Here is a 19,545-nt window from a genome sequence, read left to right on the forward strand (position 1 = left end):
GAGAGCCGGACTGCTGGCAGCGGGTGGAGCAGTGTCCGCCGCCCCCGGGCGCGAAGGTCACCGGTCGTGCTCCTGGGCGAGAACGACGTTGTTGAGGAGGAACTGACACGTGTAGCCGAGGCTCCGCACGTGCCAGTCGGCCGATTGCAGGCCGGAGCCGAGCCCTTGGCGCAGCTCGTGCGGGACCATGTTCAGCCTGCTCCGCTTCTGGTACCAGGCAACGGTGCCCCGATTCATCCGGTCGACCACCACCTCGACAAGCGGCATAAGGGCGTTGATGTGCTCCACAAGGGACGCATGCAGCCCGCAGAGTTCTTCGTACGGGGGCAGCGCCGTCCGCTTGGCTAAGGCGCGGGCGACCGTCGCTCCGATCGCTTCGAGGTCAACCTCGTCTTGCCGCGCACTCACACGCTTCACCGCCTCGCCCATGGCCCTCTCCCCGCACGATCGCTCTCCGTTTGACCTTGAACATGGTGGGGTCACAGGACGTCCTATTGAAGGCCGCTCAAGGGACGAGTAGAGGACATCTGGAGGACTTAATCGTGGGGAGTCGGGAAGCGAGGGTCCCGAAACCGGCCTTGCAAGGCTACGGTGAGCTGAGTTGACCAACCCCACCGAAGCCGTGAGGAAGTCCAGTGCCCAGGCCAGCAGGAAACGCGCGGTTGAAGTCCGCCCGGCAGGCAGCGGGATACGCCTCTCAGGAAGCGTTCGCCGAGGCCATCCGTAACACCGCGCCTCAACTCGGCATACGGTCGTTGCAGATCAGCGTGCGCCAGGTCCGCCGTTGGGAGTCGGCGAATCCCCCGTGGCCGCAGCCGGACGTTCAGCGTGTGCTGACGCACCTCCTGGGCCAGCCCATCGAAGAGCTGGGCTTCATCGCGCCATGGGGCAGGACGAGTTCGGAACGGCAGGGCGCCAGCCGGAGGACCGTCACGGCATCGGGCGCGCCCACGATCGGACCTGCACCCGGGCCACTGCCGATCGCGAGCAACGCCACGCAACCAGCTACCGCATGCATGGACTTCGCCGCGATCACCGCCGCTCACCGACGCCTGTACTGGTCCGTGCAGCCCTCCCAGCTCCACGCCAGCGTCGTGGAACACACCCGCCTGGGCACGACGCTCATGGGAGAGACATCCGGCCGCTGCCGCACCATCCTTGCCGCCGCGCTGGCCGAGTCCTACCTGCTGGCCGGGCGCATCGACTTCTTCGACCTCCAGCAGCCCCAGGCCGCAGGGAACGCGTTTGTGCGCGGCCTCCAGGCCGCCGGAGAAGCTGACGACGCGCTACTCGGCGCGGCGATCCTGGCTCATACCGCGTTCATCCCGGGCTGGGCGGGCCAGAAGGAAGACGCCGAAGAGCGGATGTCCGCCGCCCGCGCCTACGCCCGCAGGGGGAACGCCCCCGCGCTGATGCTGGCTTGGCTCGACGCCGTCGAGGCCGAGTGCATGACTCGGTGCAACGACACCCGCACGGCCCTACGCCTCATAGCGCACGCCGAACATGTGCTTGGCGAAGGCGATACGCACGAGCCGTGCCCGGTGTGGATGGACTGGTTCACCCCTGTCCGCCTCGCCGCCTTCAAGGGCAACACGCAGTTGATCGCCGGACACACAGCCCAGGCCCGGGCCACGCTCGTTGGAGTGCTCGACAACCTGCCCGCCGACGACGGCAAGCAGCGGACGATCATCCTCGGCGACCTGGCGGCCGTCGAGGCCGCAGCCGGTAAGCCCGAGGAAGCGTGCCGGTGGGCCAACGAAGCGCTCGATCAGTTGAGCGCCACGTGGTACGCCGTCGGCATGGACCGCATCCGCGACGTGCGCAAGCGGCTGCACGCCTGGCGCAACGAACCGTGGGTCCGCGATCTGGATGACCGGATGTACGGGTGGGGGACGACCGTCAGCGCTCTTCAGCGTTGAGTTCGGCGGCCAGCCCCGGCAGCTCGGCGAGGCTCTGAACTCGGAAGGTGGGCACCGCGACGGAGTCCGGTTCATTCCACTGGATCGTGGCCCACGGACCGCGCCGGATCAGCGCTGTCTTCATGCCCACCTTGTCCGCCGGGCGGATGTCGTTGTCCATCCGGTCACCCACGTAAAGGATCTCCTCGGCCGAGCAGGGAGCCGCGTCCACCACGTGGGAGAAGAACGCCGGATCGGGCTTGAACACGCCCCAGTCATCGGACGTGGCGATGAAGTCGGCGGGAAGGTCGAGCGAGCGCAGTATGCCCCCGGCGCGCACGGTCTGGTTGCCCGCGATGCCCACCCACAGACCGGCATCCCGCAACGCCGCCAGCGACGGACGGACATCCGAGTACACATCGCTGTCATCAAAGTGCTCCGGCTGGCCCGCCTGAGCCCGCTTCTCCCGCTCCTCGTACAGAACAAACCCGGGGCGGAAGACCTCGAAAGTCTCGCGGTAGTCCAGCCCCCGAGCGATCACGGCGCCGAACATGGCCGCGAACGTGTGCCGGGGAACCCCCAGCCAATCCGCCCACGTGCCGTACTCGCGCGTCTCATCGACCAGGCACTCACCGACATCGAAAACCACAGCTCGGATCATGTGAGCAGGGTAGGCCAAAGAGGGTGCGCCCTACCCAGTCGGGAGTGACGCAGAACGCCATGCCTGGCTGGTAGGGATGGGGGTCGGTCAGCAGTGAGTATGAGGGGCGGGTGCTGGCCCGTTGACCAACTACAGTTGTTTGCTTGAATTCGCTTATGAGCGAAGGAATCTACACCCTTGCTGGTGCGGTTGTGGGCGGTCTGATCGGTGTGGTGGGGACGGTTGCCGCTGCGCGCCTAACTGGTCGAGATCAGCGTGAACATTGGCGCCGTCAAGTGCGTCGGGACGCGTACAGCACCTTCATTGTTCGGGCCGGGGAAGCGCTCCGTGTGGGCAGGGCAACTCATGAAGCTGCGCGGGTCGAAGAACCAGGCGTGATGGACGCCATTAAGGAGTTGGAGGGGGCGGTTAGCCAGGTCGAGGAAGCGGCAACACTCGTCGCCCTGGAAGGACCGGAAGAGATAGCCGATGTCGCGGCCAATATTTACTTCCGCCTCGATGCGTGGCCTCGTGCACTTTGCACCGCCTACAGTGGACCGGTAGATCGACAGGATGACGCCTGGGAAAGAGCTCGAATCAGCGGCGATGAAGCCGAGGATGGTCTTGAGGAATTCACATCTCTTTGTCGGAGACTCTTGGATGGAGAATTCTCTGATCGGGAGTGAAGCAATTCCCGTTAACCGAAATCCCGACTCATCCTCTCTTTCCAGCTCGCCTTAAAGGCTTCCTTGATTGCCGCTGTTCGGCCATCATAAAAGACGTCGTCTTCAAGTTGCATCAATGCTTCAACTGTACTTTTGGCTTCCTGCGCCTGCACCCTTCCGCGATTTATTCGATCTGTGTGTGCAGATTCTTCATCGTGGGGCCATTTATAGTGCACAAATCCGTTCCTGGATTCCATCACGCGCGTCACTCGGCGCAGCAACTCCTTCTCGATTGTTGGCATCCCTAGAGAAGTCCAGATCTTGCCCATTTTTAGCTCTATCTTTGACGTTCTGACAAGAGAGGCTGCGATATTTTCGTGCACCCTCTCGCCTGCGAGGCGGAGCAGGATAATTCGATTGATCCAATGCTCAATCCATGTCGCATAGAACAAGGTGGCAAATTCGCTCTTATCCCTGTTCAGGAAATCATCTGCCTGTGCCTTCAGGTCTGGTTCATGGCTACTGGACCATAAGATGTCTTGTTGGGTGTCGTTGGATGATTCGGAGGTGTCTTCGCCTGCTCCTCTTTCTTCGTCTTCTTGTGTGTAGTCTTCTTCGTCTCCTTTCAGGTAATACAGTGTCCTTGCGATTGCTGCCATTACAACCTCTTTGTTGCTGAGTTCGGCAACATCTATTTCGCCAAACATTACAGCGTTTTGTACTGCACTCCAGGCTATTGCCTCCCAGAAAGGGAAGAATTCTTCATCGTTGACGATTGAGTTGATCTTGTCGTGCTTCACGGGTCTCCTTAATTTGTCTCGCAGGATAGCGAAAGAGGTGGAGTTAGGCGAGGGTTTTTCCGCAGAGGTCGGCAATGGGGCGAGGCTAGTGCAAGAGTTCGAGAGCAAAGTGGCTGGCGATTGTGAGTGCAAAACCTGAAGGCCAACAGACGGCGCCCGTCTGGGCCAGCCACATCGGCTCAGCGAGCCACCTCAAACGCGATCAGTGGTTCGGACGATGTCGTGCCCGAACCTACGGATCAAGAGGTCTAGCGCTGGCGCCGTCAACTGCTGAGCCGGGTATCAGGCGCTGTGGACCCCTGGCGGACTGGAAGCCGTCAGCAGACAATAAGAAGCCACACGTTCAGCTCAGGGCTGTAGTCGTCGCCCTGGCTACAGCCCTCTTGTAAACCGTGGTGGCCTGACGGCAGCCGTTGACGGCAACGGGGGTGCACATTGCCGTATCGCGAGACTCGTCCGCGCATCGCGCAGGTTAGAGGCGAGGCGCCGCCGGGCTGATCACTGGATCAGCGTGACGAACTTGCAAAGCGAAGGTCGTCGGTTCGAACCCGACAGTCGGCTCTGTGCGCGAGCTGCGCGAACGCCCCGCGATCTTGGATCGTGGGGCGTTGACGGCAGTTCCCTACCGCGGCGCTGCCACCACCAGGGCGGCGCGCGTCGTATCCGGGATGAGCTGGAGCGCATCCGCAACCGGCACGACTAACCGTCCGCCTGAGACCGTGGCCCACCCGGGAGTCGGGTGGGCCACGGCTATGAGCGGCGCAGGTGGTGATGAGTTATGCGCGGTGGAGCTTCCAGCCGGCGACGTTCTGGGCACGGTTGTAGTACGCGTTGGTACAGACGTCGTACTTGCCGCCGGTGGGTCCGTGCCCGTTCGTCTCCAGGAAGCCGCCGTTTTCGCTGTAGGTGTTCCAGAGGTGGATCACGTCTCCGGGACGGATGCTCTGGTCGCCGGGGGTCGACGTCTGGGCGAAGATGCGCCAGCGACCGGTACCGGGGGCACGGTCCTTGTCCTTGGACGTTGAGACGTTGAACTTGCCGCCGACGGTCTTCTGGTCGGAGGAGGCGTGACCGTTGGTGTCGAGGTAGCCGCCGTCACCGCCGTAGAGGTTCCGCAGGTAGATCAGGTCCCCGCTGGCCACGGTGGTACCGGTGGCCTTGCCTGCGGCGGACAGGATTTCCCAGGTTCCGGTGCCCGCTCCTCGGGCGGACGACTCTGCCGTCGACACTCCGTACTTGGCCCCGCCGTCGGTGCTGTGGCCGTTGGTGTCCAGGTAGCCCCCCGCCCAATCGTTGTAGGCGTTCTGCAGGTGGATCCGATCGCCGTACTTCAGCTCGTTCGCCATGCTTTTCCCCTACCGGTGGATGGCGTGCGGGCGGCAACGACCCTTTACGGTCAGGGCTCCACTGCCGCCCGATCTTTTCTGTCGGACTCCCCGTTTGCGGCGGTGAGCGTTCTCCCGCCCCGGGCGTCCGTGCCGGAAGGTACGTATACGGCCTTGAGGGACAGTGGATGGACCAGGAGCGCCCCAAGGGAGGCGCGCCGTCCAACCCGGGCTCCGGTAATACCCCGGAGGGCCACTGCCTCCTCGTGCTTCTTGTGGGGCGGGACCGCGATCGCGGATCATGGGGCGCGGGTGTGGCGATCGGGTGGAGGGGGCAGGGGGCATCGATGACAACTCTGGGATTCGCGGCGTTAGCCGAGCGGCGTGCGGGGCGGATGTGAGGCGTCGGCGGCTGGAGTTGACCCTCCAGGTCTGCTTGGTGCTCGTGACGAGCCTCCTCGGCATCGTCACCAACTATGCGACGAACACGGACGACGTTCCGCTGGCGCTGAAGATTCTGCAACGCGTCGCCGTACCGGGCATCGGCGTGCTCCTCATCGTCATGATCGTGGTGCAGGTGGCCGCCTATCGCCTGGAGCGACCGGCTCTTTCGCCACGGGCGTGGGACGCGGAACGAGCCCCTTACCCCGGCTTGGACGCCTTCGCCGAGGACGAGGCCGCTGCGTTCTTCGGCAGGGACGTGCAGATCACGGAGCTCATACGACGGCTGCACGACTCGCCGACGCGACCGGACGAACGCTTCGTGGCACTGGCCGGTGCCTCCGGCAGTGGGAAGTCGTCGCTCGCCCAAGCGGGAATGTTGCCCAGGCTGCGGGAGCGGCGCTGGACGGTGTTGCCCGTGCTCACCCCGGGAGCCAATCCGCTGGGCGCGCTGGCCGGGATGCTGGCCGAAGCCGGAGGAGGGGCGGACTCGGCAGTCAATGTGCTACGACGCCTCCGCCAGGTCGCCAGCGGCGTTTACGCAGGAACTTGGTCGCATCCATCAGGGCAGTCGGTTCCGGCGCAGCCTCCTCTTGATCGACCAGCTCGAAGAGGTGATGACGCTCGCGAGCGACAGAGAACGCGAGTTGTTCTTCGAGGCGCTCAACGACGCCCTGACGCGGAATTCCCGGTTCTGGGTAGTGGCCACCGTCCGGGTGGAGTTCCTCAGGGAGCTTCTCGACAGCGCGCACGCCGATCTGTTCCAGAATCCGGTCGCCATCGGGGCCATCGGCCGTAGCCAGCTCACGCAGGTGGTGCAGGGGCCCGGCTCCCTGGTCGGGATGGATTTCGCCCCCGGGCTGGCCGAGACGATCGCGGACGAAGCGGGGACGAACGACGCCCTCCCGCTGCTGGCTTTCCTGCTCCAGGAGCTGTACTTCGCCACCGGCCCCGGTGCGACGGTGACCGAGGATCTGTACCGACGCCTCGGGGGAGTCGCCGGTGCCCTGGCGCGCCAGGCTGACCATGCCGTCTCCGAGTTGAGCGATGCGGGCGGCATCGACCCCGTACTCCGGGTGCTCCTGAAATTCGTCACCATCGAAGGGCAGCAGGCCACGCGGCGTCGGGTGACGCTGGCCGAGCTGACCGCGGAAGAGCGCCACATCGTCGACGCCTTTGTCGACGCCAGGCTGCTGGTCACCACCGTCGGCAATGGGGAACTCGACGACGGCCGGGCCCAGGCCCACGTGGCGCACGAGGCCCTGTTCCGGCAGTGGCCGCCACTGCGGCAAGCGGTCGAGGTGGGGGCCGAACGGCTGCGCCGGAGGGCCGAGCTCGAACGGTGGGCGGACGACTGGCAGTGGTCGGGCCGAAGCGCCGACTACTTGCTCACCGGGGAGCGGTTGGCCCTGGCCCAGCGCTGGCTCGCCGCGCTGGAGGAGGCGGGCCAGGCGACCGAGGGGGTGCGCTCGTTGGTGGACGCCTCCCGTAGCCGCGACCTCGCCTTTCTGCGGCGCGTCTCGGAGAGTGTTGGACGGCATGTTCTGGCCAACCCCGAGCAGGACCCGGAACTGTCGGTACTCCTCTCGCTGGCCGCGCTGGGGGAATGCGCCGCGACCCCGGTGGCTCGGCGGGCACTGTTCACCGCGCTGGCGTTCAGCCAATTGCGGGCCGAGCTGACCGGTCACACCGACACCATCCGCCATGTGGCCTGGTCCCCCGACGGACGCCGGATCGCCACCGCGTCCCGGGACGGCTCCGCCAGGATCTTCGACGCCGGTTCCGGTCGCTGCGTCACGGTTCTGGAGGGCTCCGGAGCCATGGTCGAGATGGTGTGCTGGTCTCCCGACTCGACGATGGTCGCCACGGCATCCCGAGATCGGGTGGTGCGGTTGTGGGAGGTGGCCAGCGGCACGGTCGTGAGGGTGCTCACCGGAGCGACCGACGCTGGGCGCGGAGTCGCGTGGTCACCGGATGGCCAATGGCTCGCGGGCACCTTCCGGGACATGGTTGTCCGGGTATGGAACGCGGCCACCGGCGAGTTGGCGCACGAGCTGCACGGCCACCGGGAGGACGTCTGGGGCGTCGCCTGGTCGCCGGACGGTACCCGGTTGGCCACGGCCTCGCACGACCGTACCGCCGTCATCTGGGACGTGACCTCGGAAGCCGCTGTGCTCACGGTGGCGGGGCACACGGACTTCGTCGAAGGGGTGGCGTGGTCTCCCGACGGGAGCAGCCTCGCCACGTCCTCCGGAGACCACACCATCCGGATCACCGACACGACCACCGGGCAGTTGCGGTTGCTGCTCCGTGGCCACACCGACTACGTATGGAACATCGCGTGGTCGCCCGATGGCAGGCAGATCGCCTCCGCTTCCTCGGACCGTACGGCCCGGGTTTTCGATACGTGCGACGCGAGACCGCTCGCCGTGCTTCGCGGCCACAGGGACACGGTGTGGGGCGTCGCCTGGTCGGCTGACGGGACCCGAATAGCCACTGGCTCGGCCGACAGCACGGCCCGCACCTGGGATGTCCGCCCCCGGGGTGCCGAGAACGTGCTCATCGCCGGCCACGGGCAGCCCGTCAACCAAGCCGCGTGGTCACCGGACGGGCAACGGATCGCGACCGCCTCCGACGACGGGACGGTGGCGATCTGGAACGCGGCGACGAGTGAGGAGATCAGCCGGTCGGAGCGACACCGAGATCGGATCTGGGACGTGGCCTGGTCGCCGGACGGGGAAAGGCTCGCGACCGGATCGAGCGACCGGTCCGCTCAGATCCTCAACGGTGACAGGGACGAGCTGCTCGACCACCGGAACACGGCGGTCGAAGCCGTAGCCTGGTCGCCGGACGGGCGCCGTGTCGCCACCGGCGGGCACGACGCGGTCCTTCATGTCTGGGATGTCGCCACCCGAGCCGAACTCGCCGCTCTGGTCGGTCACCAGACCTGGATCGGCGGTGTCGCCTGGTCGCCCAGTGGGCGGTACATCGCTACGGCCTCGGACGACCGGACCTGCAGGATCTGGGACGTGCCGGCCAACGAAGCGTGGACCGTACTGCGTGGACACGAGAATTACGTGGACAGCGTGACCTGGTCGCCGGACGAGCAGCGTGTCGCCACCGCGTCCGGGGACTGGACCGTGGGGATCTGGGACGTCGCCACGGGGCACCGGAGCGGGGCACTGCGTGGTCACGAAGGCCGGGTGCGGGACGTCGACTGGTCCCCGGACGGGGCCACGATCGCCTCAGCCTCGGATGACCGGACCGTCCGCGTGTGGTCGGCCGAGACAGGCGAGGAGCTCGGGGTCATCGGCGTCCACCAGGACAAGGTGGTAGCGGTTTCCTGGTCTCCGGACGGCCGGTCGTTGCTCACCGCTTCTCGCGATGGCACCGCTCGCGTATGGCCCGCGGATCCGGACCTCGACTCGCTCCAGGCGTTCGCCCGCAATCGTGTGGTGCGGACGCTGACCGAGGAGGAGCGGCGCCATCACATGCTGCCGTCGGCTCCGTGACCCCGTGCTCGTCCCCCGCTACGCCACGGACTCCACCACGCGGTCGTCCGTCCGGACCAGGTAGTCGTCGGGGTTCAGATTCATCTGCTCACGCTGGGGCGAGGCCCAGTAATCCGCGTTGCGCTCGGCGAAGCTCTTGGGGCCTTCGTACGAGATCAGCCAGATGAACTGGTTCCGCTCCCGGTCCACCCAGGAGCCGCCGATCTCGAACCCCAGCTCCAGCCGGAGTGGGACGATCTCCTGCCGCCATCGCTCGACCCACTCGTCCAAAAGCCCGTCGCGAACGGTGTAGGTCCGTAGTTGCGTCGTCCTGGGCATCGTCGCCTCCCCGCTGAGGTAGGTGCACTTGGCCATGCTGCCGGTCTCAGTCAAGCAGTCGCACCCGACGATCGCGCTGTGGAAGCGCGCGGAATCAGGCGCCGAGCTTGAGGAGGAGGTCGGTCAGTTCGGTGGGCATGGTGATCATGCAGTCGTGGCCGGTGGGCAGTTGCCATACCTGGGATGGGGTGCCGTTGGGCTGGGTTGGGGGGACGGGGCGGCGGGGCCAGCCTTCTGGTTTGCCTACTACGCAGTGGATGTGGGTCCGGGGGATGGTGTTCATGGCCGGGTTGTCCAGGCGGACCGGTTGCTGGAGGCAGCGTACGGACTGGTCCGACAGGGTCGTACGCAGCCAGGCGGCGTCTGCCGGGTCGGTGACGCCGAACAGGCCCGTGGGCGGCGGCATTTCGGGCAGGGGCGGGACGCGCCAGCCGCTCTCGGAGCGGAGGGCGCGGTCGATCAGGTCCTGGGTGATGGGCATGACGTCGGCCGCGCTCTCGCCGTCCTGCGGGACCATCGCGTCGAGGTAGACCAGGTGCGCGATCCGGTCCGGGATCCGGTTGGCGGCGGCGGAGATGACCATGCCGGCGTAGCTGTGGCCGACGAGGATCACGTCGGTGAGGTCCTCGTCGGTGATCAGCCTGACGATGTCGTCGGCGTGGGTGTCGAGTCCTACGTCGGGGCTGAGCAGATGCGCGCGGTCGCCGTGGCCGGTGAGGGATGGGGCGAGGGCGCGGTGTCCGGCCGAGGTGAGGAGAGGGACGACGCGCTCCCAGCACTCTCCGCTGTGCCAGGCGCCGTGTACCAGCAGATACGTTGACATGGGTGTCACGCTGCCGCCCCGGGCGCCGGGTGTGCCAGAGTCCCCGCGTTCCTGGGGGTGGCAGGGCCAGGCACGGGTGCGACGGCGCGACTACCGTCGACGCATGAGCGACGAACCGAACCCGCTGGGCGATTACGTACGCGCCAGGCGCGAACTCGTCACCCCGGAGCAGGTCGGCATTCCCGCCGTGGGGCTACGGCGGGTTCCGGGGCTGCGGCGGGAGGAGGTCGCGATGCTCGCGGGGATCAGCGCCGACTACTACCTGCGGCTGGAGCAGGGCCGCGACCGCAATCCCTCCGTGCAGGTTCTCGAAGCGCTCGCCCGTGTGCTGCGGCTCGACGACGAGGCGACGGAGCACCTGTTGCGGCTCGGTGCCGCGAAGCCTCGACGGCCCCGGCGTCGGCCCCGGCGGGAGACCGTCCCGTCGGGCATCGTCCAGCTCGTCGCCACGCTGCCGCTCCCCGCGCACGTCGAGGGGCGCTACTTCGACGTACTCGCCGCCAACGCCTTGGCCACGGCCCTGTCACCGCGGCTCGCGGTGGGCGCCAACCGCATGCGCGACCTGTTCCTCGACCCCGCCGAGCACGCGCTCTACCCGGACTGGGAGAGCGCGACCGTGGATCTGGTCGCCGGTTTCCGCGAGTCCGTGGGCACCGATACGGACGACCCCCGCTTCATCGAACTCGTCGGCGAACTCTCCCTCGCCAGCCCCCGCTTCAGCCGCCTCTGGGCCCGGCACGACGTACGGACGTGCGCGGGCGCGTCCATGCGGCTCGACCATCCCCAGGTGGGTGTCATGCAATTGCAAGTGGAGCGGCTGGGCGTCAGCGCCGCGCCCGGCCAGGTGCTCGTCATCCACCACCCGGACCCCGGCACCGACAGCGCCGACAAGCTGGCCCTGCTCGCCTCCGCCAGTCAGACGCGAGCGGAGGTCAACTGTGGTGCGTCCCGTTGAAGGCGGGCGTATGGTGGATGGGAAACGCATCAATGCCCCGCCGACAACTCTGAGTTGGGTGGGCCGGATGGGGGAAGAAGGGTGCGTGCCCGATGACGATCGGGCTCCTCTCCACGATTGTCGCCGTCTTCTACGGCGGCACGATCTCGATTCTCGCTCTCACCGCGACCTTCGCTCGCCGCCGCTCGCTGCGGCGTGAAGCGCGCAGCACCCTTGCCGTCCTGGTGCCGGGGAGGACGGTGGGGCCGCAGCAAGCAGACGGCGCGGCGGTGGGCCCAGGCAGCTGAGCGATTACGGGGCGGACGCCGTGCGTCGGCGCCGGGAGGATCATCCTGATGTGCCTCACGATGCGGCGGTTGGCTGTCTGGGGCCGGAGTTCTGCCCCTCTGGTCGGAGGCCACGCTGCCGACCAGAGGGGCGGAGGGAGAGCGGGCCGCCGCGTCCGGAATGGGGGACCACATCAGTGGCAAGCCCGGACTACGGGGCCGTGGCGCCAAAGGCATCCCTCACCGCGTGGTGCAACCCGTTCCCGTCGGCGCACCGCTGACCGGTCCGACAGGCGGGGCAGCCCATGGCGTGGTCGAGGAACCGGCCCCACGCGTTCGGCTCAGGTGTGGCGGGGTGCTCACCGCGCGGGACGCGGGCCCCGCCCTGGAACTGCTCGCGGGTGAGCGTGTTCGGGTCCGGCTCGCTCGTGGGCGTCGCGGCCTGCTGGTCGGCCGTCATCGGCGCTGTCTCACGGGGTCGGAGCGGTCCGGCAGGCTGTGCTCGAAGGGGTCGCGCTGCTTCGGGAAGGTGGGCGCGCAGTCGGGGCAGGCGTAGACCGTGCCGCCGCCCGCGCTCGCCCCGTACCCGATCGCGACCACGACCGGGTCGCTGGTGGTCTCGTCGCAGCGGGCGCAGACCTGGGGCATCATCGGGTCGTCGCTTCCTCGGCGCGCTCGGAGACGGCTCGCGACAAGGCCTCGTGCAGCCGGTCGGCGTCGGTCAGGTACCGGTCGGGTCCCATCGGGATGTGCCAGTGGAGGCGGGGCCCGGTGGTGTGCGCGGCCGGAGGTACGCCGACGTAGGCGACTCCGGCGCGCTCGGCGCCGAGGGCGTGGATGTCCCGTCGCAGGCGCTGCCACGTCCGGGCGTGGCCCGGGGCGATGAGCCAGTACATGAGCCCGTAGTCGGCGATGACCGCGCCGGTCTCGTCGCCGAGTAACGCGACGGCACGTTCACCGATGTCGGCTGGGGCGCGTACGACGTCCCAGTGCTGACCGACCTCGATCATTTCAACGTCGCCGCTGTGCGGGGGTGTCCACGGCAGGGCTCTGGTCGTCATCGCGGACCCCCATCTCGAAGGGGCACCGACAGTGCTGAATTCATGCTCCGAGATAACCGGAAGCGTCCTGTCGGCCATCAGGTCACAACCCAGGCAGTTACCGTCCGCCGGACAGGACAGTTTTACCTGGAGGGTAGGTCTGGGCAGATCTACCGTCAGAGTCCGCAGGCGCAGGGGAGACTGCCGTATGCCGAAACAGCGAAACACCAGGCTGGAGGCGCTTCTGCTGGAGTTCGGCTATACCCACCAGGAGCTGGCCGACGAAGTCAACCGGATCGCAGAAGACCTGCTCGGCAAGGAAGGCTCATGCACCGATCGCCACGTCCGCCGCTGGGTCGCGGGAGACGTGCGGTGGCCCTGGGCGCAGTACCTTCTCCCGCTACAAGAGATCTTCGACCGTAGCCCCGAGGCGATGGGCTTCGTGCCGCGAGGCAAGTCTTCGCGCGTTCCCCCGCCTCCGCGGCGGTCGACTCCCGTGAAGGAGGTGCGACCCGTGCGGCGCAGAGAGTTCATCACGGCCGGACTGGCCGTCGCCGTCGGCCTCGACACCATTCCCGCAGCCGGGCGGTTGGGAAGCGCCGACGTCGATCGCATTCGTCGGATCGTCCCAGCTCTCTATGCGCATGACCATGCCCTCGGAGGCGGCGCACTCCACACCGTCGCCACTGAAGCCCTCCACCGCGTACGCGACGCCGTGAATCGCTGCAGCTACGGCGAACGCGTGGAGAAGCAGCTTTACGCCGCCGTCGGTGATCTGGCCGCGTCGGCAGGCTGGTTCGCCTACGACGCGGGCCATCAGCGAGAGGCGACAACCCTCTACAACGAGGCGTTACAGGCCGCGATTCTCGCCGGAGACGGCTCTCTGCAGGCCCGCGTCTGGTCGAATCTGGCGATGCAGGCCCGGCTGCTCGGCCGCGACCCAGAGGCGGTACGTATCGGCCGTGCCGCACTGGAAACCCGGCAGGCAAAGCGGGATCCGTGGCTCATGACCTTGCTGCACTGCCGTCAGGCTGTCGGGCACGCGCGGGTCAGGGAACGCTCCCGGGCCGGACGTTCGCTGGCCCGTGCCGAAACTACGTACGACCGCGTTTCGGGCCAACCGGAGGCGTGGCTTGCATTCCTCACCACGGCCGAACTGGCCGGGCTGGCAGGCGCGGCGCACCAGGCTCTCGGCCGCCATCGCCGAGCGCAACAGCTCACCGCATCCGCATTGGACATGCTGGAACCCCGCTTTGAACGAAACCGCTTCTACTACACGGTCCAGCGTGCTCAGGCTCTCCTCGACTGCGGGGAAGTGGAAGAAGCCGTTACGGAGGCTGCCCGCGCTTCCTCCATGAGCGATCGAGTCCACAGCGAACGAGTACGAGACAAGTTCGCGGACCTGCGACGCGCGATCAGCCGACACTAACGCGTATCGGCAGCAGCGGACTTCCTGCAGCAGACACGGCACATGGAGGGATGAAATGGAGGACTTGAGGATCGAGTGCCGCGACGCTGCGGGACTCGCGGAGATCCGCTCCGAACTGCTCTCCGTGTACGCCGACGTGTACGCCGATCGGCTGGACGAAGAGTTGCACAGCGTGGACCGTTTCAACGAACGTCTGGGATGGAACACGGAAGTTCCAGGATTCGGCGCTGCAGTCGGCTATGCGGCCGGAACACCGGTCGGATTCGCGTACGGCTGCACCTTGCAGCCGGGTACGCGCTGGTGGAGCGGGCTACGGACCCCGGTGCCGGACGACGCCGTGGCGGAGACAGACAGCCGTACGTTCGCGCTCTCGGAGCTGATGGTGATCGAGCGCGCCCGAGGCACCGGCGTGGCCAAACAGATCCACGACGAGCTGTTGCGGACACGGCCCGAAGAGCGGGTGACTCTGCTAGTCGAGCGGGCGCACTCGCGGGTTCGTGCCAGGTACGAGGAGTGGGGCTACCAGTGGCTTGGAGAGGCGATGCCTTTCCCCGATGCCCCGTTGTACGACGCGATGGTGCTGCCGCTCCACTGACGGGATAGAAGCCACTCGCCCGGCCTTGGAGCCAGACGCGGCGCCTCGGTGGCCTGCCCGACCTGGGTCGGCGCTGTTTCAGACAGTCTCATTCCCAACAACAGCGGTCGTCTGGCTGTCCACTTGCGCACGCCAAAGGCAGGGTTTCAACTGGAGTGAGGAGTCGAGAGATTCAACGACTCTCGTGGTTCGTCGTTTACCCACCCGTTCGGGGTGATGAGAATGGTCGAGTACATAATAATTCCCCTGATCGCTGCACTTGTAGCTGGAACGGCTCCGTTTTGGTTGCGTCTTATTTGGGATCGTGTACGGATTGACCTCAACCTGGTCTCCGTCACTAAGGGGCGTCACCCCGAAGAAAGGGCAGACGTGGGTGACAGAATCATGGAAATCTCGAAGTCATTCAGACGCTCGCCACTCGACCTGCCTAAGGAGGCCCGAGATAGAGACATCCAGTTTGTGCGCAGTCACGCGAAAGGTGTTCGCAAGGAGGCTCTGGAGCAGATCGAGTTTGCGCGAGAGATGAAGAGGAGGCTTCGGCACTGCAAGGAAAATGAAGAGAAAGTCGACTTCATTACCAAACTCATGACGAGTGGCAAGCTTGTATTGGAGGAAATTATTGAAGGATTGCAGAGGCGTGATCTGGTCCTACCAAAGATCGAAGACACGCTACGGATGGCGCGCTATGTCTGCCAGGTCGAAACGGTGTCGAGTGGCGACGTAGATTCAATTGTCTTGACCCGCCCGGAAGGCAGGATTGACTTCCCGGTTGGTTCTCAGGGAGCTAAGGATCGTATCCAGCCCCTGGTGAAGGCAATGCAGACGTTCAACAAGAGGCACCTGGATAAGTGCTTGAAGTACGCCGTCAAGGCGGTCAGGGATGATCGCTCCCATGCGGACATCCTCATGAGCGGCCTTGAGGAGATTGCAAGTTCAGGCCCATTCAGGGTCGACCTTATGGTGGTGAACAAAGGGAAGTATGCGGCGGTTTTGAACCCTTATGCCGCTCTTCGCGTGAGCGGCGGTGTCTCGCGCATTGATCCTCTGATGCTGAGGATTGAGAACATGCTGGATCCTCAAAATGGTGAGCTCGAGGTCGAAGTCGAGGTTGACGAGCCTTCTTACGTATCGATTGAGCCGAGGAGTACGGTAATTCTCACTCTGCGATCTGAGCCCGTTGAAGCGCACAAGCCCATTGCGGCTGCCTACGATAAAGGCATACTTAGGTGCTCAGTTGCCTTGGTCAGGCTGACGAATCCGCGCGCCGGAAAGTACCGACCTAAGCTAGTGGAAACAGTTAGTAAGGATTTTGGTGCCAGCTTCGATAAAGTCATGCGAAATCAGGTGGAGGACCGAGTTCGGCGTCGCACGCGGAGGCGTGTCCTCAACTTCCCGGCGCGCCTCAGCCCTTCATGACCAGCCTCGTATGAACGTCCGGGCGGGGTGAACAGTCGCCACTCCGTGACTTCTAAGGTCAGGCGTGGGGCGGGTGGGGGAGGAGGTTTTCGCGGCCCCAGGCGCCGAGGGGGGACAGGGCCTCGTTGAGGGAGGTGCCGAGCGGGGTCAGGGAGTACTCGACGCGGGGTGGTACCTGGTCGTGCACCTCGCGGTGGACGATGCCGTCGAGTTCCAGTTCGCGTAGCTGGTCGGTGAGGACCTTCTCGGTCACGCCGGGCAGTTCCCTGCGCAGTTCGCCGAAGCGGTGCGGGCGTACGTGGAGGGCCCAGAGGATCAGCCCCTTCCACTTGCCGCCGATCACGTCCATCGCGGCGTCGATGCCGCAGATGTAGGAACCCGGTCTGTGTGTGGTTCGCATGCTCCGCCTCTCTGCCTGTTCGCTTACGTCAGGGTAACTACCCACTATGAAGTGGGTACTTGAGTGTCCCGGGCTCAGCGATGAGTCTTTGCGGCATGAGACATGACGCGAAGAAGATCAGTGTGCTCGGCCTTGGTGCGATGGGTACCGCGTTCGCTCGTGCGTGGTTGGACGCGGGGTATGGGGTGACGGTTTGGAACCGCACCGTCGGGCGTGCCGAGGCGCTCGTCGGTGAGGGGGCGGAGGTCGCGGCGACGGCTACCGAGGCGGTGCGCGCCAGCGGGCTCGTGGTGGTGTGCCTGCTCGATGATGCCTCGGTCGGTGAGGTTCTCGCCGATACCGAGTTGGTGGGCGTCGATCTGGTCAATGTCACCACCAGCACCCCCGGGCAGGCCCGGGAGCGCGCCGCGTGGGCGGGTGCGCGCGGTGCGCGGTATCTGGACGGCGGGATCATGGCCGTTCCGCCGATGATCGGGACACCGGATTCCGGTGCGTACGTCTTCTACAGCGGGTCGCCGGAGCTGTTCGCGGCGCACCGCGACGGGCTGGCCGTTCCGGCGGCCGCCCGGTACGTCGGGGAGGAGCCCGGCTCGGCCGCGCTGCACGACGTGGCGCTGCTGAGCGCCATGACGGGCATGTTCGCCGGGGTGACGCACGCTTTCGCGCTCATGCGCGGGGCGGGGGCGGAGGTGGCGCCGAAGGAGTTCGCGGGGCTGCTCGTCGAGTGGCTCGCGGCCATGGCGCCCGCCGCGTACGGGGTCGCCGCGCAGCTGGAGACCGGCGACTACACCCTGGGCGTGACGTCGAACCTCGCCATGATGGTGGAGGGCAACGGGACGCTGCTGCGTACCGCCGAGGAGCAGGGCGTCAGCCCGGAGTTGCTCGCTCCGTTCATGGCGCTCATGGAGCGTCTTCTTGCTGCGGGGCACGGGGACGAGGGGACGACCGGGGTGATCGACCTGCTGCGCCGCTGAGGTGGATCAGGCCGCGCGGCCGAAGAAGCGGAGGCGGGTGAAGGAGGACTCCAGGCCGCGCTTCAGGAGGCGGGCCGCCGGGCGTTCCACGAAGCGGTGGACCAGCCAGCTCAGGGCCAGGAAGCCGGTGATGAGGAGGGCGACGAGGAGGCGGGGGTCCATGGCGTCGTGCAGGCGGTTGATCAGGGCTGTACCGGCGACGTAGTGCATCAGGTAGAGCGGGTAGGTCAGGCAGCCCGCGGTGACCAGCCACTTCCAGCGGATGCGGTCGGTGTAGCCGAGGGCGACGGCGACCATGATGAGCAGGAAGACTGTGAAGATCACGACGGCGCCGCGCCAGCTGGAGACGTCTTCGTACGCGACCCGCAGGCCCAGTTCGCGCTGGCCCATCAGCCAGGCCATGGCGAGGATTCCCCAGAGCAGGAGGTCCTGGCCGAAGCGGTGCATGAGGTAGAGGGCGAGGCCCGCGATGAAGTACCAGGCGCCGCTGGGGTCGGCCGCGAGCACCAGCAGCGGGAACTTGGATACGGGCGCGAGCATCGCGGCCGCGCCCCAGACGCAGCAGAAGACGACGACCCGGCGGTAGGTGAGGCCCATGGCGACCACGACCATGAAGAGCAGGTAGAAGCGCAGCTCCGACCAGAGGGTCCAGTAGACGATGTCGACGTCCGGCACGTTGGAGCCCGACTGGAGCATGGTGAAGTTGAGCAGGATGTCCCGCCCCTGGGGGCGTTCCCATACGCCCGGGAGGACGAACAGGGCGACGGTGGTGAAGATGACGCCGACCCAGTACGCGGGGTAGAGGCGGATCACCCGGGAGACGAAGAAGTCCTTCGGGGTGCGGCCCCAGCACGACATGCAGATGACGAAGCCGCTGATCACGAAGAAGATCTCCACGCCGATCCAGCCGAAGGACGCGACGTGGAACACCGTGGGCATGATCTCGGAGACCGGACGGCCCCATGTCGCGTTGCCCGGCTGGTTGGCCCGGTTGGTGCCGACGTAGTGGTGCAGGGCCACCATGAGCGCGGCGACCAGGCGGATGCCGTCGATGACGTACAGCCGGGGGCGGGGGCGCGGGGCGGTGGGGACCTTCCGGGGCGGGGCCGGGGCCGGGGCCGTTCGCGGCGGTGGCTCGGCTACGGCGACGCCGCCGCCGAGCGGTTCGACGGTCGGGGCGACGGCCGATTCGACGGCCGGGGGGAGCGGCTGCTGAAACCTGACCTGCATCAGACCTGCGTCATCCTCACGAGGGGGAACCGACGGAACCTGGGCGCGACGGCCACGGGCGGCTCACGCTACGTCCCTCGCGGGCCGCTCAGCCCGGACAGACGGGGGCATTCCGGATAGGTCGGGGGTGTCGTTCCGGAAAGCCTTGGGGATGCGACGTGCAGTGTTCTCCGGCGCTTCACTCACCGCGCCGGGATTGCCGGGTTCGGAGGCGCGAGGTGTCGTGAGTGGGCGAAGGGGTGTCAGGGGGCAGCAGTTGTGATCCGGAGTGGTGCTTGATTGATCGATAGAGGTCAGGGGCGAGTGGCGGGTGGGACGCGGGCGTAGGCTCGCCGCGGCTTCGCGCCGTCGAGTGTCGTGGGCGCAGATCCCGGTGTGTCAGGAGCGTAGAGATGACCGAGCAGTCCTCCGCCCAGGACGGGCCCCTGATCCCGATGCCCGCGCTCACGCCGTCCGCGCTGCGGGCGGCGGTCGCTCGGATCGCTCCGGGGGAGCTGTCGTCCTTCGTCGAGCATCTGGACCGGGCGGTCGAGCAGGCCGCGCGGAACGGCACGATCGCTCCGCTGCGCACCTTCCTGCAGTGGTGGGGCGAGTTCGTCGCCATTCAGCGGTTTCCGGAGCGGGCCGCGCGGCTGCGGGAGCTGGAGGTCGTGGCGGAGGAGGCCACGGACCGGGAGGCCCTGGGCTCCGCGCTGGCTGAGATGCGCCAGATCATGGACGCGGCACACCGGGAGACGCCCGCGGTGGGGCGGTAGGCGCGCAGCTTGCAGGCGCGCAGCTCGCTGGACGGCGCCCCGGGGGTGGGCGCGGTGGGGAAT

At 66.7% G+C, this 19,545-nt stretch carries 21 protein-coding genes and 1 pseudogene; 11 read left to right on the forward strand and 11 right to left on the reverse strand.

The window, feature by feature from the left end:
• Positions 1-57 precede the first annotated feature (57 nt).
• Positions 58-429: a DUF6415 family natural product biosynthesis protein gene (locus ACFV9T_RS30200; RefSeq protein WP_385445603.1), complete on the reverse strand. Its 372-nt coding sequence runs from the start codon at positions 427-429 to the stop codon at positions 58-60.
• Between the two features lie 206 nt (positions 430-635).
• Here ACFV9T_RS30200 and ACFV9T_RS30205 point away from each other — a divergent pair, with 206 nt between their 5' ends.
• A complete protein-coding gene (locus ACFV9T_RS30205; RefSeq protein ID WP_385445604.1) occupies positions 636-1,919 on the forward strand; it encodes a transcriptional regulator in 1,284 nt (427 codons plus the stop codon).
• On the opposite strand, the gene ACFV9T_RS30210 is transcribed toward ACFV9T_RS30205, so the two are convergent.
• Positions 1,900-2,559, reverse strand: a complete 660-nt coding sequence (locus tag ACFV9T_RS30210; protein WP_385445636.1) for an HAD family hydrolase — start codon at positions 2,557-2,559, stop codon at positions 1,900-1,902. The two genes, ACFV9T_RS30205 and ACFV9T_RS30210, sit on opposite strands and share 20 nt — an antisense overlap.
• A 155-nt stretch (positions 2,560-2,714) precedes the next feature.
• Here ACFV9T_RS30210 and ACFV9T_RS30215 point away from each other — a divergent pair, with 155 nt between their 5' ends.
• Positions 2,715-3,224: a hypothetical protein gene (locus tag ACFV9T_RS30215; protein ID WP_385445605.1), complete on the forward strand. Its 510-nt coding sequence runs from the start codon at positions 2,715-2,717 to the stop codon at positions 3,222-3,224.
• 11 nt (positions 3,225-3,235) lie between these two features.
• Here the strand turns inward: ACFV9T_RS30215 and ACFV9T_RS30220 are convergent, their stop codons facing one another.
• Both ACFV9T_RS30220 and ACFV9T_RS30225 read right to left on the reverse strand, forming a co-directional pair.
• Positions 3,236-4,003 (reverse strand): hypothetical protein, encoded by a 768-nt coding sequence (locus tag ACFV9T_RS30220; RefSeq protein WP_385445606.1) that lies wholly within the window; start codon positions 4,001-4,003, stop codon positions 3,236-3,238.
• A gap of 776 nt (positions 4,004-4,779) precedes the next feature.
• Complete coding sequence (locus ACFV9T_RS30225; RefSeq protein WP_385445607.1) at positions 4,780-5,349, reverse strand: hypothetical protein; 570 nt, start codon at positions 5,347-5,349, stop codon at positions 4,780-4,782.
• A 541-nt stretch (positions 5,350-5,890) separates the two neighbouring features.
• Between ACFV9T_RS30225 and ACFV9T_RS30230 the strand changes: the two are divergent.
• Positions 5,891-6,184, forward strand: a pseudogene (locus ACFV9T_RS30230) (hypothetical protein); the annotation flags it as partial.
• An 85-nt stretch (positions 6,185-6,269) separates the two neighbouring features.
• The gene (locus ACFV9T_RS30235; protein ID WP_385445608.1) at positions 6,270-9,281 is read left to right on the forward strand and encodes a WD40 repeat domain-containing protein; all 3,012 of its coding nucleotides are present in this window, start codon (positions 6,270-6,272) and stop codon (positions 9,279-9,281) included.
• A gap of 18 nt (positions 9,282-9,299) precedes the next feature.
• Here the strand turns inward: ACFV9T_RS30235 and ACFV9T_RS30240 are convergent, their stop codons facing one another.
• Positions 9,300-9,653, reverse strand: coding sequence for an NIPSNAP family protein (locus tag ACFV9T_RS30240; RefSeq protein WP_385445609.1), 354 nt, complete (start codon positions 9,651-9,653; stop codon positions 9,300-9,302).
• A 40-nt stretch (positions 9,654-9,693) separates the two neighbouring features.
• Positions 9,694-10,422 carry an alpha/beta fold hydrolase gene (locus tag ACFV9T_RS30245; RefSeq protein ID WP_385445610.1) on the reverse strand — a complete coding sequence of 243 codons (729 nt, stop codon included), beginning with the start codon at positions 10,420-10,422 and terminating at the stop codon, positions 9,694-9,696.
• A gap of 103 nt (positions 10,423-10,525) precedes the next feature.
• Between ACFV9T_RS30245 and ACFV9T_RS30250 the strand changes: the two genes are divergently transcribed.
• Both ACFV9T_RS30250 and ACFV9T_RS30255 read left to right on the forward strand, forming a co-directional pair.
• A complete protein-coding gene (locus tag ACFV9T_RS30250; RefSeq protein ID WP_385445611.1) occupies positions 10,526-11,377 on the forward strand; it encodes a helix-turn-helix domain-containing protein in 852 nt (283 codons plus the stop codon).
• Between the two features lie 92 nt (positions 11,378-11,469).
• Positions 11,470-11,664 carry a hypothetical protein gene (locus tag ACFV9T_RS30255; protein ID WP_385445612.1) on the forward strand — a complete coding sequence of 65 codons (195 nt, stop codon included), beginning with the start codon at positions 11,470-11,472 and terminating at the stop codon, positions 11,662-11,664.
• Positions 11,665-11,854: 190 nt separating this feature from the next.
• Here the strand turns inward: ACFV9T_RS30255 and ACFV9T_RS30260 are convergent, their stop codons facing one another.
• The 3 genes from ACFV9T_RS30260 to ACFV9T_RS30270 are packed head-to-tail and all read right to left on the reverse strand — an operon-like array spanning position 11,855 to position 12,704.
• On the reverse strand, positions 11,855-12,103 hold the full coding sequence (locus tag ACFV9T_RS30260; protein WP_385445613.1) for a hypothetical protein: 249 nt from the start codon (positions 12,101-12,103) through the stop codon (positions 11,855-11,857).
• A complete protein-coding gene (locus tag ACFV9T_RS30265; protein ID WP_385445614.1) occupies positions 12,100-12,294 on the reverse strand; it encodes a hypothetical protein in 195 nt (64 codons plus the stop codon). The genes ACFV9T_RS30260 and ACFV9T_RS30265 overlap by 4 nt, the downstream gene beginning before the upstream one ends.
• The gene (locus ACFV9T_RS30270) at positions 12,291-12,704 is read right to left on the reverse strand and encodes a hypothetical protein (protein ID WP_385445615.1); all 414 of its coding nucleotides are present in this window, start codon (positions 12,702-12,704) and stop codon (positions 12,291-12,293) included. Before ACFV9T_RS30270 ends, ACFV9T_RS30265 begins: the two co-directional genes overlap by 4 nt.
• A 187-nt stretch (positions 12,705-12,891) precedes the next feature.
• On the opposite strand from ACFV9T_RS30270, the gene ACFV9T_RS30275 reads away from it, so the two are divergent.
• From ACFV9T_RS30275 to ACFV9T_RS30285, 3 genes are all read left to right on the forward strand, one after another.
• Positions 12,892-14,112, forward strand: a complete 1,221-nt coding sequence (locus tag ACFV9T_RS30275; RefSeq protein ID WP_385445616.1) for a transcriptional regulator — start codon at positions 12,892-12,894, stop codon at positions 14,110-14,112.
• Positions 14,113-14,167: 55 nt separating this feature from the next.
• Positions 14,168-14,707 (forward strand): N-acetyltransferase, encoded by a 540-nt coding sequence (locus tag ACFV9T_RS30280; RefSeq protein ID WP_385445617.1) that lies wholly within the window; start codon positions 14,168-14,170, stop codon positions 14,705-14,707.
• A 222-nt stretch (positions 14,708-14,929) separates the two neighbouring features.
• Complete coding sequence (locus ACFV9T_RS30285) at positions 14,930-16,123, forward strand: hypothetical protein (RefSeq protein WP_385445618.1); 1,194 nt, start codon at positions 14,930-14,932, stop codon at positions 16,121-16,123.
• 58 nt (positions 16,124-16,181) lie between these two features.
• Here ACFV9T_RS30285 and ACFV9T_RS30290 read toward each other — a convergent pair whose 3' ends face one another.
• Positions 16,182-16,523 carry a winged helix-turn-helix transcriptional regulator gene (locus ACFV9T_RS30290; protein ID WP_385445619.1) on the reverse strand — a complete coding sequence of 114 codons (342 nt, stop codon included), beginning with the start codon at positions 16,521-16,523 and terminating at the stop codon, positions 16,182-16,184.
• Positions 16,524-16,618: 95 nt separating this feature from the next.
• On the opposite strand from ACFV9T_RS30290, the gene ACFV9T_RS30295 reads away from it, so the two are divergent.
• Entirely contained in the window at positions 16,619-17,497 is an 879-nt protein-coding gene (locus ACFV9T_RS30295) for an NAD(P)-dependent oxidoreductase (RefSeq protein ID WP_385445620.1), read from the forward strand.
• Between the two features lie 6 nt (positions 17,498-17,503).
• On the opposite strand, the gene ACFV9T_RS30300 is transcribed toward ACFV9T_RS30295, so the two are convergent.
• Complete coding sequence (locus tag ACFV9T_RS30300; RefSeq protein ID WP_385445621.1) at positions 17,504-18,727, reverse strand: acyltransferase family protein; 1,224 nt, start codon at positions 18,725-18,727, stop codon at positions 17,504-17,506.
• Positions 18,728-19,119: 392 nt separating this feature from the next.
• Here ACFV9T_RS30300 and ACFV9T_RS30305 point away from each other — a divergent pair, with 392 nt between their 5' ends.
• Positions 19,120-19,482, forward strand: a complete 363-nt coding sequence (locus ACFV9T_RS30305) for a DUF6247 family protein (RefSeq protein WP_385445622.1) — start codon at positions 19,120-19,122, stop codon at positions 19,480-19,482.
• Positions 19,483-19,545: the final 63 nt, after the last annotated feature.

Source organism: Streptomyces sp. NPDC059850 (genome assembly GCF_042731515.1).
Classification (GTDB): Bacteria; Actinomycetota; Actinomycetes; order Streptomycetales; family Streptomycetaceae; genus Streptomyces.

Coding starts and splice junctions, on each gene's coding strand:
- ACFV9T_RS30200 (WP_385445603.1), bottom strand. CDS start 429: ATGGGCGAGGCGGTGAAGCGTGTGAGTGCGCGGCAAGACGAGGTTGAC.
- ACFV9T_RS30210 (WP_385445636.1), bottom strand. CDS start 2,559: ATGATCCGAGCTGTGGTTTTCGATGTCGGTGAGTGCCTGGTCGATGAG.
- ACFV9T_RS30215 (WP_385445605.1), top strand. CDS start 2,715: ATGAGCGAAGGAATCTACACCCTTGCTGGTGCGGTTGTGGGCGGTCTG.
- ACFV9T_RS30225 (WP_385445607.1), bottom strand. CDS start 5,349: ATGGCGAACGAGCTGAAGTACGGCGATCGGATCCACCTGCAGAACGCC.
- ACFV9T_RS30235 (WP_385445608.1), top strand. CDS start 6,270: ATGTGCTACGACGCCTCCGCCAGGTCGCCAGCGGCGTTTACGCAGGAA.
- ACFV9T_RS30245 (WP_385445610.1), bottom strand. CDS start 10,422: ATGTCAACGTATCTGCTGGTACACGGCGCCTGGCACAGCGGAGAGTGC.
- ACFV9T_RS30250 (WP_385445611.1), top strand. CDS start 10,526: ATGAGCGACGAACCGAACCCGCTGGGCGATTACGTACGCGCCAGGCGC.
- ACFV9T_RS30255 (WP_385445612.1), top strand. CDS start 11,470: ATGACGATCGGGCTCCTCTCCACGATTGTCGCCGTCTTCTACGGCGGC.
- ACFV9T_RS30260 (WP_385445613.1), bottom strand. CDS start 12,103: ATGACGGCCGACCAGCAGGCCGCGACGCCCACGAGCGAGCCGGACCCG.
- ACFV9T_RS30265 (WP_385445614.1), bottom strand. CDS start 12,294: ATGATGCCCCAGGTCTGCGCCCGCTGCGACGAGACCACCAGCGACCCG.
- ACFV9T_RS30270 (WP_385445615.1), bottom strand. CDS start 12,704: ATGACGACCAGAGCCCTGCCGTGGACACCCCCGCACAGCGGCGACGTT.
- ACFV9T_RS30275 (WP_385445616.1), top strand. CDS start 12,892: ATGCCGAAACAGCGAAACACCAGGCTGGAGGCGCTTCTGCTGGAGTTC.
- ACFV9T_RS30280 (WP_385445617.1), top strand. CDS start 14,168: ATGGAGGACTTGAGGATCGAGTGCCGCGACGCTGCGGGACTCGCGGAG.
- ACFV9T_RS30285 (WP_385445618.1), top strand. CDS start 14,930: ATGGTCGAGTACATAATAATTCCCCTGATCGCTGCACTTGTAGCTGGA.
- ACFV9T_RS30290 (WP_385445619.1), bottom strand. CDS start 16,523: ATGCGAACCACACACAGACCGGGTTCCTACATCTGCGGCATCGACGCC.
- ACFV9T_RS30295 (WP_385445620.1), top strand. CDS start 16,619: ATGAGACATGACGCGAAGAAGATCAGTGTGCTCGGCCTTGGTGCGATG.
- ACFV9T_RS30300 (WP_385445621.1), bottom strand. CDS start 18,727: ATGCAGGTCAGGTTTCAGCAGCCGCTCCCCCCGGCCGTCGAATCGGCC.
- ACFV9T_RS30305 (WP_385445622.1), top strand. CDS start 19,120: ATGACCGAGCAGTCCTCCGCCCAGGACGGGCCCCTGATCCCGATGCCC.